We start from the raw sequence: 15,631 nt of genomic DNA, 5'->3' as shown, positions 1-15,631 counted from the left end.
GGGTCAGGTGCGCCAGATGTCGCCGAGCGTCACCTTGCCACTGGCGGGGACGGTCGCCGTGCGGTTGGCGCCGGACTCCCACGTGACGTTCCCGTTCGCGTCCTTCTTGATGTACTTGTACTCGAAGGACGTACCCGCACCCATGGCGACGTCCAGCTTCCACACCGGGTAGGCCGACGAGGACAGCAGCAGCGCCCCAGCGGTGTTCCAGTTGCCGAGCGCGGCGTTGCCGCCCACCACGTAGACGTTCTGGCCCCACACAGTGGTGGCGTTCACCGAGAAGGACGCGCCGCTCGCCGGGGCCGTGCCACCGCCGCCGCAGGGAGCACCCGTGTAGAGCGCGACCGCGTCGTTGGCGCCGACGGTGGCGGTGAAGGTGCCGTTCGACGCGACGGTGTAGCTGGCTCCGCTGTGCTGGACGTCGCAGTAGGTGCCGGCGGGCAGCGAGGTGGTGAAGGTCTGGCTGATCGGGCCGCTCTCGTGGTTGATCGCCACAAAGCCCTTGCTGCCGCGCCCGAAGGCGATGGCGTTGTTGCCGTTGGACCACCAGTTGGTCACGGCCGTCCCGGCGACGGCGTTGCGGAAGCCGACCATGCCCGCGATCTGCGGCCAGGCGTGCTGGCACTTCCAGCCGTCGCTGTAGCAGGCGTTGACGGTGCCGCCGTTGGGCGGGCCGGAGTCGTTGTCGGAGAACTCGTAGCCCGAGTACACATTGGGCGAGCCGTAGGGCCACGCGAGCATGTAGACGTTGGCCAGCGTGTAGGTCGCCCCGGCCTTGTAGTTGAGGGTCGAGCCGTTGCGCTCGGTGTCCCAGTTGTCCACAAAGGTGCGCGCCTGCCCGCTCGGCAGGTACCCGGCGCCCCAGGAGGCGCCCCAGTTGCTCAGGTAGGCCAGTTTCTCGTTGCGGAAGATCCGCTTGAGGTCGTAGGCGCCCTGAAAGGCGTCGACGTCGCCGGTCCCGGTGTACTCACCGGGCTGGACCGCCTCGCCGGAACCGTAGATGACCTCCTGCGCCCAGAAGACCGAGGGCTTGCTGAGCTTTGCCTTGATGGCGGCGAGATCGCCGGAGGCGATGTGCTTTGCCGCGTCGATCCGGAATCCGTCGACACCGAGGGAGATCAGGCCGTTCAGGTAAGCGGCGATGGTGGAACGGACGTAGTCGCTGCCGGTGTTCAGGTCCGCGAGACCGACGAGTTCGCAGTTCTGCACATTGTCGCGGTTGGCGTAGTCGACGATGCTGGACCGGCAGGAGTGGAAGTCCTGGTCCTGGTAGTACCCGGGGTAGTTGTACTTCGTGTACGACGTCCCGCCGGTGCCCGTTCCCGAACCCGCGCTCATGTGGTTGACGACCGCGTCCGCGATCACCTTGACGCCCGCCGCGTGGCAGGTGTCGACCATGTTCTTGAAGGCCGTGCTGTCCCCGAGCCGGCCGGCGATGCGGTAGCTGACGGGCTGGTACGAGGTCCACCACTGCGAGCCCTGGATGTGCTCCTGAGGCGGCGAGACCTCCACGTAGCCGTAGCCCGCCGGCCCGAGGGTGCTGGTGCACTCCTTGGCGACGGAGGCGAATTTCCATTCGAAGAGCGTCGCGGTGACGTCCTTGTTCCCGGGGGGTGCGGCCTGGGCCGGCTCCTGCGACACGACGGCGAGGCCGGCCGTGGCGAGCAGCGCCGCCAGTCCCGCGCGCACGAAACGCGATCTCATGGTGCGGCTCCTTCGTTTTCGGGCACAAAGGTGCCCCGAAGACAGCCACGCGCCAGGCCATCGAGTGGGGGGCGGAGTTCCCGCCCGTGGGAACTCCGGACAGGAGACTGGCCCCGCGGGCGGACACCGTCAATACGTCGCGTGGAAAAACTTTCAACCTCTTGCAGAAACAACCTGCGTGACGTTTCCGGGAAGGACAACTCTGGGGGCGTGAGCGCACTCTGAGTCGCCGTCAGTCGGCTGTGTCGCCCGCCACTGCCGCGGCCGTCAGTCGTGAGGGATCACGAACATGGAGCCTTCCCCGTACCGAGGAAAAAACCGGTTGAATTCACCCCGTCGGCGAGCGACCCTGGCACGTCCTCACTCACCCCCATCTCCGATGCCGGGACGCCATGTCGCTACGTTCTCTCCCCCATGCCGATCCGGGTGTCCCCGACACCCGGTCCGGCTTCCGACTTCTGCTCTGGCTCGAGAAACGCCAGATCCGCGCCCAGGCGACGGCCACGTTCTGGGGCACCCTCAACATGGCGGCGTTCGCGGGCGTGCCCGCGGCGGTCGGCCTGGCCGTCCAAGCGGCCGTGGACCGTTCGGGCGGCAGGCTCGCGCTCGCGGGCGGCCTCATCCTCGCTCTGGGAGTGGTCTCGGCGGTGGGCGACGTCATGCTGCACCGAACCGCCGTCACCAACTGGATCACCGCCGCCGCCCGGGTGCAGCAGCTGCTGGCCCGCAAGACGGCCGAACTGGGCTCGGTGCTCACCCGCCGGGTCGCGGCCGGTGAGGTCGTCGCCGTCAGCACGGGGGACGTCGAGAAGATCGGCTGGTTCGTGGAGGCGCTGGCCCGCTTCGCGTCCAGTCTCCTGGCGACCGTCGGCGTGACGGTCGCCCTCGTCGTCTACCGCCCCGAACTCGGTCTGATCGTCGCGGCCTGCGTCCCCGTCCTGGCGCTCGCGGTACTCCCGCTCCTGCCGCACGCGACCCGGCGGGCGGACGAGCAGCGCACCAAGGCCGGCAAGGCCACCGCACTCGCCTCGGACACGGTGGCCGGACTGCGGGTGCTGCGCGGCATCGGCGGCGAGGAGCAGTTCCTCACCCGCTACCGGCGCGCGTCCCAGGAGGTCCGGCAGGCCGCCGTGCGCAGCGCCCGGATGTGGTCCCTGATCAGCGCGCTCCAGGTGGCGCTGCCCGGACTGCTGCTGCTGGCGGTGACCTGGTACGGAGCGCGCCTCGCGCTGGACGGCCGGATCTCGGTCGGCGAACTGGTCACCGTCTACGGCGCCGTGGTCTTCCTGCTCTTCCCGCTGCGGGGCTTCGAGGAGATCGCGATGGCGTACTCCTTCTCCAAGCCCTCCGCCAAGCGCGCGGCGCGGGTCCTGTCACTGCGGCGGGACACCGTGGGGCGGGCTGACGCCGTCGCCACCGACGCCTCTCCGCCTAAAGCGCCGACGGCGCCGGGAGACCTGTACGACCCCGCCACAGGCCTGCTGGCGCCCGCCGGAAAGCTGACCGCCGTCGTGTGCGGCGATCCGGACGCGGCGGGTGCGCTGGCCGACCGGCTCGGCGGCCACAGCCCGGAACGCACCGCGGAGGACCCATCGGTACTGCTGGGCGACACGGCGCTGGACGGGCTCCCGCTGGCCGCCGCACGGGCCCTGGTGCTCGTGCAGGACAAGGACCCCGTGCTGCTGTCGGGGACGCTGGCCGAGTTGCTGGACGTGCCGCGGTCGGGCGCCGTCGCGCCTGCGGACGCTCTGGCCGCGGCACAGTGCGACGACGTGCTGGAGGCGCTGGCCCAGGCCTCCGTGGACGCGTCGGGCGACCCGATGCGCACCCGGATCACCGAGCGGGGACGGTCGCTCTCCGGAGGGCAGCGGCAGCGCCTGGCACTGGCCCGCTCGCTGATGGTCGACCCGGAGGTCCTGGTGCTCGACGAACCGACCAGCGCTGTCGACACGCACACCGAGGCCAGGATCGCGCACGGCCTGCGGGCGCTACGCGCCGAGCGGACCACGGTGGTCCTCACCTCCAGCCCGCTGCTGCTGGACCTGGCGGACCGGGTCGTCTTCGTCGAGGAGGGCTCGGTGCGGGGCGCGGGGACGCACCGCGAACTGCTCCTCGCCGACCCCGGCTACCGCGCCGTGGTCACCCGGGAGACCGAAACCGAACTCCACCCCTTCGAGTCACTACGGAAAGCCGAGGAACCCGCATGATCGGCGTGCCACCGCCGGACTACGACCCGGCCGCGCCGCAGCAGGCCAGCACCCTGCCGGTGGGATCGCCCACCACGGTGCGCGGTTACGTCAGGGAACTCGTCGGCCGCCACCGGCGCGCCTTCGTCGCCCTCATCGCGCTGAACGCGGTGGCCGTCCTCGCCTCGATGGTCGGCCCCTACCTGCTGGGACACCTGGTCGAGCGCCTGTCGGCGGGCGACAGGGACCTGCACCTCGGGCGCACGATGGCGTTCTTCGCCGCCGCCCTCGCCGTGCAGACGTTCTTCGTGCGCGAGGTACGGCTGCGCGGGGCCGTCCTGGGCGAACGGATGCTCGCCGACCTCCGCGAGGACTTCCTCGTACGGTCGGTCGCGCTGCCTCCGGGCGTCCTCGAACGGGCGGGCACCGGAGACCTGCTGTCCCGGATCACCACGGACATCGACCGGCTGGCCAACGCGATGCGCGAGGCGGTGCCCCAGCTGGCGATCGCCGTGGTCTGGGGCGGGCTGCTGCTCGGCGCCCTCACCGTCACCTCGCCCCCACTGGCACTCGCCGTGCTGGTGGCGCTGCCGGTCCTCCTGCTGGGCTGCCGCTGGTACTTCCGCCGGGCGCCGGCCGGCTACCGCTCCGAGGCGGCCGGCTACGCGGCCGTCTCGGCGGTCCTGGCCGAGTCGGTGGACGCCGGGCGCACCATCGAGGCCCACCGGCTGGAGGAACGGCGCGAGGAGCTCTCCCGCCTGCGCATCCGGCAGTGGGTGGCCTGGGAGCGCTACACGATGTGGCTGCGCAGCGTGCTCTTCCCGGTGATCAACGCGACGTACACCCTGATCCTGGCAGCGGTGCTGCTCATCGGCGGGACGCTGGTCCTGCACGGCTGGGTCACGGTCGGTGAACTCACCACCGGCGCGCTGTACGCGCAGATGCTGGTCGACCCGATCAATCTCATCCTGCGCTGGTACGACGAACTCCAGGTCGCCCAGGTCTCCCTGGCCCGTCTGGTGGGCGTACGGGAGATCGAGCCGGGCGCCGGCGACACCGAGGTGGCGCCGGACGGCCGCGACGTCCACGCCGACGAGGTGCGCTTCGGCTACCGCGCCGGCAGCGACGTGCTGCACGGCGTCACGCTGCGGGTGCGCCCCGGCACCCGGGTCGCCCTCGTCGGGCCCTCCGGCGCCGGGAAGTCGACCCTGGGCCGGCTGCTGGCGGGGATCTACGCACCCCGTACGGGTGAGATCACCCTCGGCGGCGCCCAGCTGGCCCGGATGCCCGCGGAGCGGGTCCGCGAGCACGTGGCCCTGGTCAACCAGGAGCACCACGTCTTCGTCGGGACCCTGCGCGACAATCTGCTGCTCGCCCGCGCCGAAGCGGACGACACCGAGCTGTGGGCGGCCCTGACCGCGGTGGACGCCGAGGGCTGGGCGCGGGCGCTGGAGTCGGGCCTGGACACCGAGGTGGGTTCGGGTGGGGCCGCCCTCACGCCGGCCCAGGCGCAGCAAGTGGCGCTCGCCCGCCTGGTGCTGGCCGACCCCCACACCCTGGTGCTGGACGAGGCCACCTCGCTGCTCGACCCGCGGGCCGCACGGCACCTGGAGCGGTCGCTGGCCCGTGTCCTGGACGGCCGGACGGTGGTGGCCATCGCGCACCGGCTGCACACGGCGCACGACGCGGACCTGATCGCGGTCGTCGAGGGCGGCCGGATCAGCGAGCTGGGCAGCCACCACCAGCTGGTGGACGCGGACGGCGCCTACGCGGCGCTGTGGCGGTCCTGGCACGGATAGCCGGCCGCCACGGCGCCGCGCGCCGAGCCGCGGTGGGGGTGCTCAGGCGCCGAAGACCAGCGCCCCCACCGCACCCACGCCGCCGATCACGAAGAAGATCGGGGTCAGCACCTTGATCTCGACCTTGCTGCCCGCACGGAACCGCATGGGCTTGGGGGTGCCCAGCGGGTACCAGCGCCGGCGCCCGATGGGAATGGGCCACAGCACCGGGCAGCCCGAGACGGTCAGCGCGTCGCCGAGGCAGTGCACGATGGAGCCGAGCACGATCGGGATGCCGATCCACAGGTACTGCTGACCGGGCTCGGTCAGCAGCCAGCCCTTGCCGCTCTGCGTGCTGTCCAGGGTGTCGGCGAGCACCCAGGCGCTGGTCGCACCGAGCAGCCAGACCAGGATGTCGCTGGACATCCGGGCCTGCCGCCACAACAGCCCTTCGACCGCCAGCACGGCGTGCACGAAGAGGATGAAGACCACGGCCCACCGGCCGCCGACCCATGCCAGGCCGGAGGCGGCGGCGCCCATCATGACCGCCCAGAGCCACGTGTGGGTCAGAGTGCGGTGCCCGCCCTGGCGTATCGGGTCACCGGGCTTGCGGGTCTTTCGGTAGGCGGCGAAGGACAGCTTGTCGATGACCTCGCACAGCCATCGGGAAATCGGGCCGAATGCCCGGGAAATCGTGGCCGCCTTGTGATCCAGATCAGGAGCGAGAGCCGCACCGGCACAGATCAGCGCACCGACCACGAGGGTCGGCCAGGGCATCGGATGATTGAGCCCCGCGGCGACCGCACCCACTGCCAGCCAAGCTGCCGCTCCGGAGACAGAATGTGCCGGTCCCATCATGGCGTGTCCCGCCCCTTTCGACCCGCCCTGAAGCGGAGTTGACGTCCAATCGACGGCACACCATACCGTCGGCCGATCTTCGCTCGTACCGCCGGTTCATCCCCCGGACCCCGCGGCAGGCAAGATGGGGGTGTGACCCTTATCGATCAGCTCCCTGCCGAGGCCGACCCCGACGCCCTTTTCGAAGCTTTCGCCACCTGGGCGGAGGGCCGGGGCATCTCGCTCTATCCCGCCCAGGAGGAGGCGCTGATCGAGGTGGTCTCGGGGGCGAACGTCATCCTGTCGACGCCCACCGGCTCGGGAAAGAGCCTGGTCGCGGCCGGTGCGCACTTCGCCGCCCTGGCGCGTGACGAGGTCACCTTCTACACCGCGCCGATCAAGGCGCTGGTGTCGGAGAAGTTCTTCGACCTGTGCAAGCTCTTCGGCACCGAGAACGTCGGCATGCTCACCGGTGACGCCTCGGTCAACCCGGACGCGCCCGTCATCTGCTGCACGGCGGAGGTGCTCGCGTCGATAGCGCTGCGCGACGGCAAGGACGCGGACATCGGCCAGGTCGTCATGGACGAGTTCCACTTCTATGCCGAGGCGGACCGCGGCTGGGCGTGGCAGATCCCGCTGCTGGAGCTGCCCCAGGCACAGTTCCTGCTGATGTCGGCGACCCTTGGTGACGTCAGCCGGTTCGAGAAGGACCTGACCCGCCGTACCGGCCGGCCCACGTCGGTCGTGCGCTCGGCGACGCGTCCGGTGCCGCTGTCGTACGAGTACAAGCTGACGCCGCTCACCGAGACGCTGACGGAGCTGCTGGAGACCCGGCAGGCTCCGGTGTACATCGTGCACTTCACGCAGGCGGCCGCCGTGGAGCGGGCGCAGGCGCTCATGAGCATCAACATGTGCACGCGGGCCGAGAAGGACGCCATCGCCGAGCTCATCGGGAACTTCCGCTTCACCACCAAGTTCGGACGCAATCTTTCCCGTTACGTCCGGCACGGAATCGGCGTGCACCACGCGGGCATGCTGCCCAAGTACCGGCGCCTGGTGGAGAAGCTCGCCCAAGCGGGCCTGCTGAAGGTCATCTGCGGCACCGACACCCTCGGTGTCGGGGTGAACGTGCCGATCCGCACGGTGCTGTTCACCGCGCTGACCAAGTACGACGGCAACCGTGTGCGGGTGCTGCGCTCCCGGGAGTTCCACCAGATCGCCGGGCGGGCCGGCCGCGCGGGGTTCGACACCGCGGGGCTGGTCGTCGCCCAGGCGCCCGAGCACGTGATCGAGAACGAGAAGTCGCTGGCCAAGGCCGGGGACGACCCGAAGAAGCGCCGCAAGGTCGTCCGCAAGAAGGCGCCCGAGGGCTTCGTCGGCTGGTCCGATACCACCTTCGAGAAGCTGATCGCCTCCGACCCCGAGCCGCTGACTTCCCGCTTCCGGGTGACCCACGCGATGCTGCTGTCGGTGATCGCGCGCCCCGGCAACGCCTTCGAGGCCATGCGCAGGCTGCTGGAGGACAACCACGAGGACCGCCGGTCGCAACTGCGCCACATCCGGCGGGCCATCGCGATCTACCGCTCGCTGCTGGCGGGCGGAGTGGTGGAGCGCCTGGACGAGCCGGACGAGGAGGGCCGCATCGTCCGGCTGACCGTGGATCTCCAGCAGCACTTCGCGCTCAACCAGCCGCTGTCCACCTTCGCGCTCGCCGCCTTCGAGCTGCTGGAGCCCGAATCGCCCTCCTACGCGCTCGACATGGTGTCGGTCGTCGAGTCGACCCTCGACGACCCGCGCCAGATCCTGGCCGCCCAGGAGAACAAGGCGCGCGGCGCGGCGGTCGCCGCCATGAAGGCCGACGGGATCGAGTACGAGGAGCGGATGGAGCGGCTGCAGGAGATCTCCTACGACAAGCCGCTGGAGGAGGTGCTCTCCCACGCCTACGGCGTCTACCGCAAGAGCCACCCCTGGGTCGGCGACCACCCGCTCTCGCCGAAGTCCGTGGTGCGCGACATGTACGAACGCGCCATGACCTTCAGCGAGTTCGTGTCGCACTACGAGCTGGCCAGGACCGAGGGCATCGTGCTGCGCTACCTGGCGAGCGCCTACAAGGCGCTGGAGCACACCGTCCCCGACGACCTGAAGTCCGAGGACCTCCAGGACCTCATCGCCTGGCTGGGCGAGCTGGTCCGCCAGGTCGACTCCAGCCTGCTCGACGAGTGGGAGCAATTGGCGAACCCCGCCGAGATGACCGCCGAGGAGGCGCAGGAGCGCGCCGACCAGGTCAAGCCCGTCACGGCCAACGCCCGGGCCTTCCGGGTGCTGGTGCGCAACGCGATGTTCCGCCGGGTGGAGCTGGCCGCCCTGGAGCACTACTCCGAACTGGCCGAACTCGACGCCGAGTCCGGCTGGGACGCGGACGCGTGGGCGGACGCCATGGACGCCTACTGGGACGAGTACGAGGACCTGGGGACCGGGCCCGACGCCCGTGGCCCCAAGCTGCTGCAGATCGAGGAGCGCCCCGAGGACGCCCTGTGGAAGGTGCGGCAGACCTTCGCGGACCCGGCCGGCGACCACGACTGGGGCATCTCGGCCGACATCGACCTGACCGCCTCCGACGAGGAGGGACGCGCGGTGGTCAAGGTGACGGCGGTGGGCACGCTGTGACCGCCGCACCCGAGATACGCACGGCCGCGGGCGCCCGCGCCCTCGCCACCGAGGCACGGCAGGACACCGAAGCGGAGCAGGAACGGAAGGGGCACGCCCGATGACCAACCCCGCCGAGCGGCTGGTGGACCTGCTGAACCTCGAGAAGATCGAGGAGAACATCTTCCGGGGGCAGAGCCCCGACGAGCGGATCCAGCGGGTCTTCGGCGGGCAGGTCGCGGGCCAGGCGCTGGTCGCCGCCGGCCGCACCACGGACGGGACCCGGCCGGTGCACTCCCTGCACGCGTACTTCCTGCGGCCGGGCCGTCCGGGCGTGCCCATCGTGTACGAGGTGGAGCGCGTACGCGACGGGAAGGCGTTCACCACACGCCGTGTGGTCGCGGTGCAGCAGGGCAGGACGATCTTCACGTTGACTGCCTCCTTCCATCTGCCGGAACCCGGCTTCGAGCACCAGCTGCCGATGCGGGAGGTCCCGGACCCGGAGAGCCTGCCGAGCCTCGGGGACGAGATCCGCGAGCATCTGGGCGGCCTGCCGGAGCAGTTGGAGCGCATGGCGCGCCGGCAGCCGTTCGACATCCGCTATGTGGAGCGGCTGCGCTGGACCCCGGAGGAGGTCGCGGGCGCGGAGCCGCGCAGCGCGGTCTGGATGCGCGCCGTGGGCCCGCTCGGCGACGACCCGCTCGTGCACACCTGCGCGCTCACGTACGCCAGCGACATGATGCTGCTGGACGCCGTTCGCGTGCCGATCGAGCCGTTGTGGGGGCCGCGCGGCTTCGACATGGCCTCGCTGGACCACGCAATGTGGTTCCACCGGCCGTTCCGGACCGACGAGTGGTTCCTCTACGACCAGGAGTCCCCGGTCGCCACCGGCGCCCGCGGGCTGGCCCGTGGACGCATCTACGACCGCGAGGGGAGGCTGCTGGTCTCGGTGGTCCAAGAGGGGCTGTTCCGGAAGCACGAGGACTGACAGCCGTCCCGCTGCCCCGCGCAGCGGTCCGCGGCGCAGGCGCCACTCCCTCGAATGGCGTATCTCCGTGTGCCGTGCACATGATGGTCGTGCGAGGGCGATGTCGTGTTGCGCCTCCTCGCAGGGACGCGTGTCACAAGGACGGCCCGTGGGGGCTGTCCGGTGGCGGCGAGGACGACGGACCATCCACCGCTGAGGCGCAGCGCACGAGGCCGTCGGCGCATGAGCGGATGCGCAGTCGGGCGGCCGCTCACTGCGCATCGACCGCGAGACCCCGCGTCCCGGAAAGACCTCTCTATCCAAGGAGCAGAGACATGACGTCGCACACAGTCCCCTCGACTGCGCGTCTCTCCGAGCACGAGGCGGCCGTGGGGTTCACGGCTTCCCGGCAGTTGTCCGAGGCCCTTCAGGCGATTCTCGTCGAGCTGGTCGAACTGCACCTCCAGGGCAAGCAGGCCCACTGGAACCTGGTCGGCCACAACTTCCGTGACCTGCACAAGCAGCTGGACCACATCGTCGACGACGCTCGTGAGGCCAGCGACACGATCGCCGAGCGCATGAGGAGCCTCCACGCCGTCCCGGACGGGCGTTCCGACACCGTCACGGCCACCACGACCCTGCCCAAGTTCCCCGAGGGGGAGCAGAGCGTCGCGGACGTGGTGGACCTCATCACGACGCGCCTGCACGCGGCGACGGCGACCATGCGGCGTCTGCACGACGGTGTGGACGCGGAGGACCCGTCCACCGCGGACATCCTCCACTCCGTCATCGACACGCTCGAAGAGCACGCCTGGATGGTGAGCGCCGAGAACCGCCAGGTGGGTCGCGTGTGACGCCACCGGTCCCCGCCCCCTGAAGCCCCTCACCCCGCTCCGAGGCCCAGGAGCCGCCGCCAGCGGCCCCCCGCGGTCCGTCCGGGCGGTTGAGGTGACCGGGCGGCACTCGGCGAAGCTGCGAGCTCCTTCGGCGGCGCGAGATCGGCGGGCCCCGGCTGCCGTTCGACACCCGACCCGGGCGCCGGCCGGACGGCGCGCGCCCGCAGCATCGCGTCCGCCAGCGATACGTGGGCGAAGGCGACTTCGTCGGGGTGGTCGGCCACGACATGGGCGTCGATCACCTCGCGCGCGGCGTACGAACCGGTGTTCCCGGGCGGCAGTCCCGGTCGGAGGCGGCGCAGATAGGCCCGCTCATGCGGATCCGGCACGGCCTCCGCCGCCGCTTCCGGGCCCAACAGCGCGGCCCAGGCGGCCGCCTCGCCCCAGGCGTCAGCGGCATCCCGCACCATCTCCTCCACACGCCGGGCCCGCCAGCCACGGGGGCGCTGGTCCTCCCCCTCGTCCAGGGCGTCGCGCAGTGCGGCCGGAAGGCGGCCCGCGAGCAAGGCCGGGTGGTCCACGGCCAGTTGCCGCACATCAACGGCCAGATAGAGCCAGACGACCGTCCGGTAGCGGTTCACGTACCACCGCACGGGGCGGATGAGACCCCCCTTGGCGAGTCTGGTGAACCGGTCGCGGGTGATGCCGATGAGCTCACCGCCCTCGACGCTCCCCACCAGCCTCAGCCGCTCCCTGAGGGTTTCGGGGAAGCCCTCTTCGGCCCGCAGCCGTTCCACGTCCTTGCGCACCACGCGCCGCCGCCCTCCGGCCGCGGGTGTGGTGCGGATCTCTCCCGTCCGCAGCGCGACTTCGAACTCGTCCGCCTCCAGACCCAGTTCCTCACGCGCCCGCAGCACACCGAGCGCTTCCGCGACGACAAGCTCCTGCACACCCATGTCGATCCCCCGTCGTTCCGTGACCGTTCATCACTGACAGTCACGAATGTAGAACACGGGACCGACACCCCGTCCGGACCTGTGGATAACTCCGTCACCCGCCGTGGTCGTAGACGGTCACGGCCGTCCCCCGGCGCACCAGCCGCTCCTCGATCATCGGCTCCACGCGCTGCCAACTCCCGCCCGCCAGACCGCAGCCGATGCGCGGCATGTGCACCGACGCCCCGAGCCCGGCGGCCCGGTCCGCCACGGCGGCCAATCCCGCGTCGATCGCCTCGTACCGGACCGGCACGCCCTTGCTGCCCCGCCGGATCCCGTGCTGGCCGATCATGTTGGCCACCCAGAGCGCCGGCCCGACCTCGACGAACTGGACCGCGCCCAGCCCGAAGTCGTTCGTCGCGCGTTCGCGGTGCCAGCGCCGGTAGGCCGTCTCGGGCGCCGCCCAGCGGGCGGACACCGCGAGCACGAAGCCCTTGCCCCACCCGCCGAGGTCGTTGCACACATGGGCGATCAGCTTCACGCCCCCGCCCAGTGGGGCGGTGGCGTCGCCCCGGACATACGTGATCCCGGTCATGGCATCACGGTATGTCCGGGCACCGACATCAGGCCGCGGACGACCGCCTCACAAGGCCCGCAGCCCGTTGATGACGTCCTGCAGCACCCCGACGTCCGGCAGTTCGGCCGGGGGCACGGGGCGGATCGCCCTCAGGTGGCCCTCGCGCAGCAGGTCACCGAGGAGCACCCGGACCACGCCCAGGGCGAGGTCCGCCTCCGACGCGAGGTCGGCGACCGACAGCGGCCCGTCGCGGCACAGGTCGAGCAGGGTGAGGTGCTCGTCGTCGAGGCCGTCCTCGGACACGGCGACAGCACTGGCTGAGGAGCGGGCGGTGTTGGCAGCGATCATGACGGCTATCAGGTCGACATCGCCGTCCGAGTCCGGCCGGGTCCGGCCACCGGTGATGGTGTAGGCGCGCACCATCGGACCGGCCTCGTCGTCATACCAGAGCGCGCCCTCGTCCTCCGGCGGGCTCGGCGTCATGCTGCATCACTCCCCGGGGGCCGCCGCGTCGTGCCGGCGCGGTGCGACACCGAGGTGCTCACCGACCCGGTGAACCATGAGGGTCATCTCGTAGGCGATCTGGCCGACGTCCGCCTGGACCCCGCTCAGCACCGACAGGCAACTGCCCTCGCCGGCGGCCGTGACGAACAGGAAGCCGTCGTCGAACTCGACCATCGTCTGCCGTACGCCGCCTGCCTCGAAGTGCCGTCCGGCGCCCTTGGCGAGACTGTGGAACCCGGACGAGACAGCGGCCAGGTGCTCCGCCGTCGCGCGGTCCAGACTGGTGCTCGCGCCGGTCACCAGACCGTCGCCGGACAGCACGAGCGCGTGCCGGACGTGCGGCACCCGTTCCGTCAGGTCGTCCATCAGCCAGGTGAGTCCGTTGCTCACGGTCATCCCCCGTTGCCCCCGTTCTCCGCAGTCCCGTGCGGTGTTGCCGCGTCCCGTCCGCGGGCGAGGCCGCGCGTGAACGCCGTCATGGTGGAACGAGCCTCTTCCGGAGATCGTTCCCTTTCCTGTCCGCCGGCCGGCGGCTCGGCCGGGCTGTCGTGCACGGTGTCCTCCCTGAGCTGGGCTACGAGACTGGCCTGCCGCACCCGCTTGGGCAAGCCCGCCCCGGTGCGCCCGTCCTCCTTGGGCCGCGAGGGTCCGCGGCGGGTCCGCGGCGTGCGCGGGGCCTTGTCGGCGCGGTCACCACCGGGCGGCTCCGCCACCGACCGGGGCCGCAGCACGTGCTCCCCGGTCTCGGCGTCGTCCGACGACCCGTCCACCAGCACGGCCTGCGGGATCATCACCACGGCCACCGTGCCGTCGTACCGGCCGCGGCGCAGTGCGACCCGTACGCCTTGGCGGGCCGCGAGCCGCCCGACGGTGAACAGTCCGAGGCGGTCGGTCTCCGGCAGGTCGGTGCCCGCGGCGGCCTCGCCCATCTCGCTGTTCGCCTCGGCGAGGCGTTCGGCGCTCATGCCGAGCCCGCGGTCCTCGATCTCCACGACGTAGCCGCCGCCGACCACCTCACCGCGCACTTCGACCCTGCTCTCGGGCGGGGAGAACGCGGTGGCGTTGTCGATGAGTTCGGCGAGCAGGTGGAGCACGTCGGCCACCGCGGAGCCGACGAGCGCCACCCTGGGCATGCGCCGTACGACCACGCGCTGGTAGTCCTCCACCTCGCCGACCGCCGCCCTGACCACCTCCGCGAGCCGCACCGGGCGTCTCCAGGCACGGCCAGGGGCGTTGCCGGAGAGGATCAGCAGGCCTTCGGCATGGCGCCGCATGCGGACGGCGATGTGGTCGACGCGGAAGAGGTCGTCGAGCTCGGCCGGGTCCTGCGAGCGGCGCTCCATGCCGTCGAGGAGGGTGAGCTGACGGTGCAGCAGCACCTGGCTGCGGCGGGCGAGGGTGGTGAAGACCGCCGACACTCCGCGGCGCATCCGCTCCTGGTCGACGGCCGCCCGCACCGCGGCGCGCTGCGCGGTGTTGAAGGCCCTGCCCACCTGCCCGATCTCGTCCACGCCCAGGTGCAGTTCGGGGGCGGCGCGGGCCACGGCGTCGTCGTCGAGCTCCTCACCGGACCGCAGCCGGTGCAGCACCTCGGGAAGCCGGGTGCCCGACAGCTCCAGCGCCTCGTTGCGCAGCAGGGTGAGCCGACGGGCGATGCTGCGGCCGATCAGGAGGGAGACCACGACGGTCAGGACGACCGCGAGCAGGCCGGCGAGGCTGACCGCACCGGTCCGCAGGAGGACGCCCATGCCGTCCTCGCGCGCCTGGTCGCCGATTTCGCGGGCGGCCTCCAGGTTGATGGTGCTGAGCTGTGCGAGGGCGCGGTCGGCGTTGAGCCGCCAGTCGTGCGAGACGACGCTGCCGACGTCCGCCGCGCCGGCGGAGCGCACGGCGGACTCCATGGAGTCCAGCGACCAGGCGACGCTGCCGCCGCCGAACTGGTCGAGACGTTCCTTGGCCGACTTGCTCAGTTCCGGGTCGACGATCGAGTGCAGCAGCTTCCGGCCGTCCACGGTGCTGACGAACTCGCGGTACTGGCTGACGGACATGGGCTGCCCTGCCAGCACGGCGCTGATCATCGCGTCCTCGCGGGACAGCAGTTCCCGTGCGCGGACGAGCTCGATGACCAGACCGCCCTGGTGGGCCACCTCGCCGCTCTGCAGGGAGGCGAGTGCGCCGCGCAGGCGGAAGGTGGGGTCGATCACAGACGAGTAGCGGTGCAGCGCCATGGACCAGCCGAAGTCGGGCCGCCGCAACTCGGCGCGCAGCGGCCGCAGATCCTCGGCAGCGGTGAGGATCTCGGTCAGCCGCTGGTTCTGCACCAGGTCGAGCGGTGCGCCGCGGGCCTGGTCGCGCGCGTGGTCGCGCAGGACCGCCAGCAGGCGGTCGGTGTCCTTCTCGCTCCGGGCGAGTTCGGTGCCGCCCTGTGCGCCCTCGGAGGCGACATAGGTGACGGCGAGGCGTCGTTCCACCTGCAGCGCGCGGGCCAGATCGTCGGCCGGGGTGCCGTAGTAGCGGTAGGTCTCGGCGATCCCGATGAGGGCGAAGGCTCCGCGTACCGAGGTGTAGGTGCTGTACGTCCACAGACCCGCCAGCGACAGGAGCGGCACCAGGATCAGTGCCACGAGTTGCGTGCGGATGGTGCGGGGGCGCAGGCGCATG

12 protein-coding genes are annotated in these 15,631 nt (G+C 71.3%); 5 read left to right on the top strand and 7 right to left on the bottom strand.

All coding sequences use genetic code 11. From position 1 onward, the window contains the following. Positions 1-3 precede the first annotated feature (3 nt). Entirely contained in the window at positions 4-1,704 is a 1,701-nt protein-coding gene (locus ABZ883_RS02330; RefSeq protein WP_360900098.1) for a carbohydrate-binding module family 20 domain-containing protein, read from the bottom strand. 392 nt (positions 1,705-2,096) lie between these two features. On the opposite strand from ABZ883_RS02330, the gene ABZ883_RS02325 reads away from it, so the two are divergent. After that, positions 2,097-3,911 (top strand): ABC transporter ATP-binding protein, encoded by a 1,815-nt coding sequence (locus ABZ883_RS02325; protein WP_360900095.1) that lies wholly within the window; start codon positions 2,097-2,099, stop codon positions 3,909-3,911. Beyond that, positions 3,908-5,689 (top strand): ABC transporter ATP-binding protein, encoded by a 1,782-nt coding sequence (locus ABZ883_RS02320; RefSeq protein WP_360900092.1) that lies wholly within the window; start codon positions 3,908-3,910, stop codon positions 5,687-5,689. The genes ABZ883_RS02325 and ABZ883_RS02320 overlap by 4 nt, the downstream gene beginning before the upstream one ends. A gap of 42 nt (positions 5,690-5,731) precedes the next feature. On the opposite strand, the gene ABZ883_RS02315 is transcribed toward ABZ883_RS02320, so the two are convergent. After that, positions 5,732-6,526, bottom strand: coding sequence for a metal-dependent hydrolase (locus ABZ883_RS02315; RefSeq protein WP_360900089.1), 795 nt, complete (start codon positions 6,524-6,526; stop codon positions 5,732-5,734). Between the two features lie 132 nt (positions 6,527-6,658). On the opposite strand from ABZ883_RS02315, the gene ABZ883_RS02310 reads away from it, so the two are divergent. The 3 genes from ABZ883_RS02310 to ABZ883_RS02300 all read left to right on the top strand — a co-directional run bounded on the left by ABZ883_RS02310 (position 6,659) and on the right by ABZ883_RS02300 (position 10,972). Further along, positions 6,659-9,172 (top strand): DUF3516 domain-containing protein, encoded by a 2,514-nt coding sequence (locus ABZ883_RS02310; RefSeq protein ID WP_360900087.1) that lies wholly within the window; start codon positions 6,659-6,661, stop codon positions 9,170-9,172. 100 nt (positions 9,173-9,272) lie between these two features. Next, on the top strand, positions 9,273-10,139 hold the full coding sequence (locus ABZ883_RS02305; protein WP_360900084.1) for an acyl-CoA thioesterase II: 867 nt from the start codon (positions 9,273-9,275) through the stop codon (positions 10,137-10,139). Positions 10,140-10,453: 314 nt separating this feature from the next. Further along, a complete protein-coding gene (locus tag ABZ883_RS02300) occupies positions 10,454-10,972 on the top strand; it encodes a DNA starvation/stationary phase protection protein (RefSeq protein WP_360900081.1) in 519 nt (172 codons plus the stop codon). Positions 10,973-11,001: 29 nt separating this feature from the next. On the opposite strand, the gene ABZ883_RS02295 is transcribed toward ABZ883_RS02300, so the two are convergent. The 5 genes from ABZ883_RS02295 to ABZ883_RS02275 form a co-directional block, all read right to left on the bottom strand. Beyond that, positions 11,002-11,910: a DUF6397 family protein gene (locus tag ABZ883_RS02295; protein WP_360900078.1), complete on the bottom strand. Its 909-nt coding sequence runs from the start codon at positions 11,908-11,910 to the stop codon at positions 11,002-11,004. Positions 11,911-12,004: 94 nt separating this feature from the next. Then, entirely contained in the window at positions 12,005-12,484 is a 480-nt protein-coding gene (locus ABZ883_RS02290; protein ID WP_360900075.1) for a macro domain-containing protein, read from the bottom strand. A gap of 48 nt (positions 12,485-12,532) precedes the next feature. Further along, entirely contained in the window at positions 12,533-12,949 is a 417-nt protein-coding gene (locus tag ABZ883_RS02285) for a DUF742 domain-containing protein (protein WP_360900072.1), read from the bottom strand. A 6-nt stretch (positions 12,950-12,955) separates the two neighbouring features. After that, complete coding sequence (locus ABZ883_RS02280; protein WP_360900069.1) at positions 12,956-13,366, bottom strand: roadblock/LC7 domain-containing protein; 411 nt, start codon at positions 13,364-13,366, stop codon at positions 12,956-12,958. Beyond that, positions 13,363-15,630 carry an ATP-binding protein gene (locus ABZ883_RS02275; protein ID WP_360900066.1) on the bottom strand — a complete coding sequence of 756 codons (2,268 nt, stop codon included), beginning with the start codon at positions 15,628-15,630 and terminating at the stop codon, positions 13,363-13,365. The genes ABZ883_RS02280 and ABZ883_RS02275 overlap by 4 nt, the downstream gene beginning before the upstream one ends. Position 15,631 lies beyond the last annotated feature (1 nt).

The organism is Streptomyces sp. NPDC046977 (assembly GCF_040644455.1).
Classification (GTDB): Bacteria; Actinomycetota; Actinomycetes; order Streptomycetales; family Streptomycetaceae; genus Actinacidiphila.
This window is presented reverse-complemented; position numbering and strand designations above follow the sequence as displayed.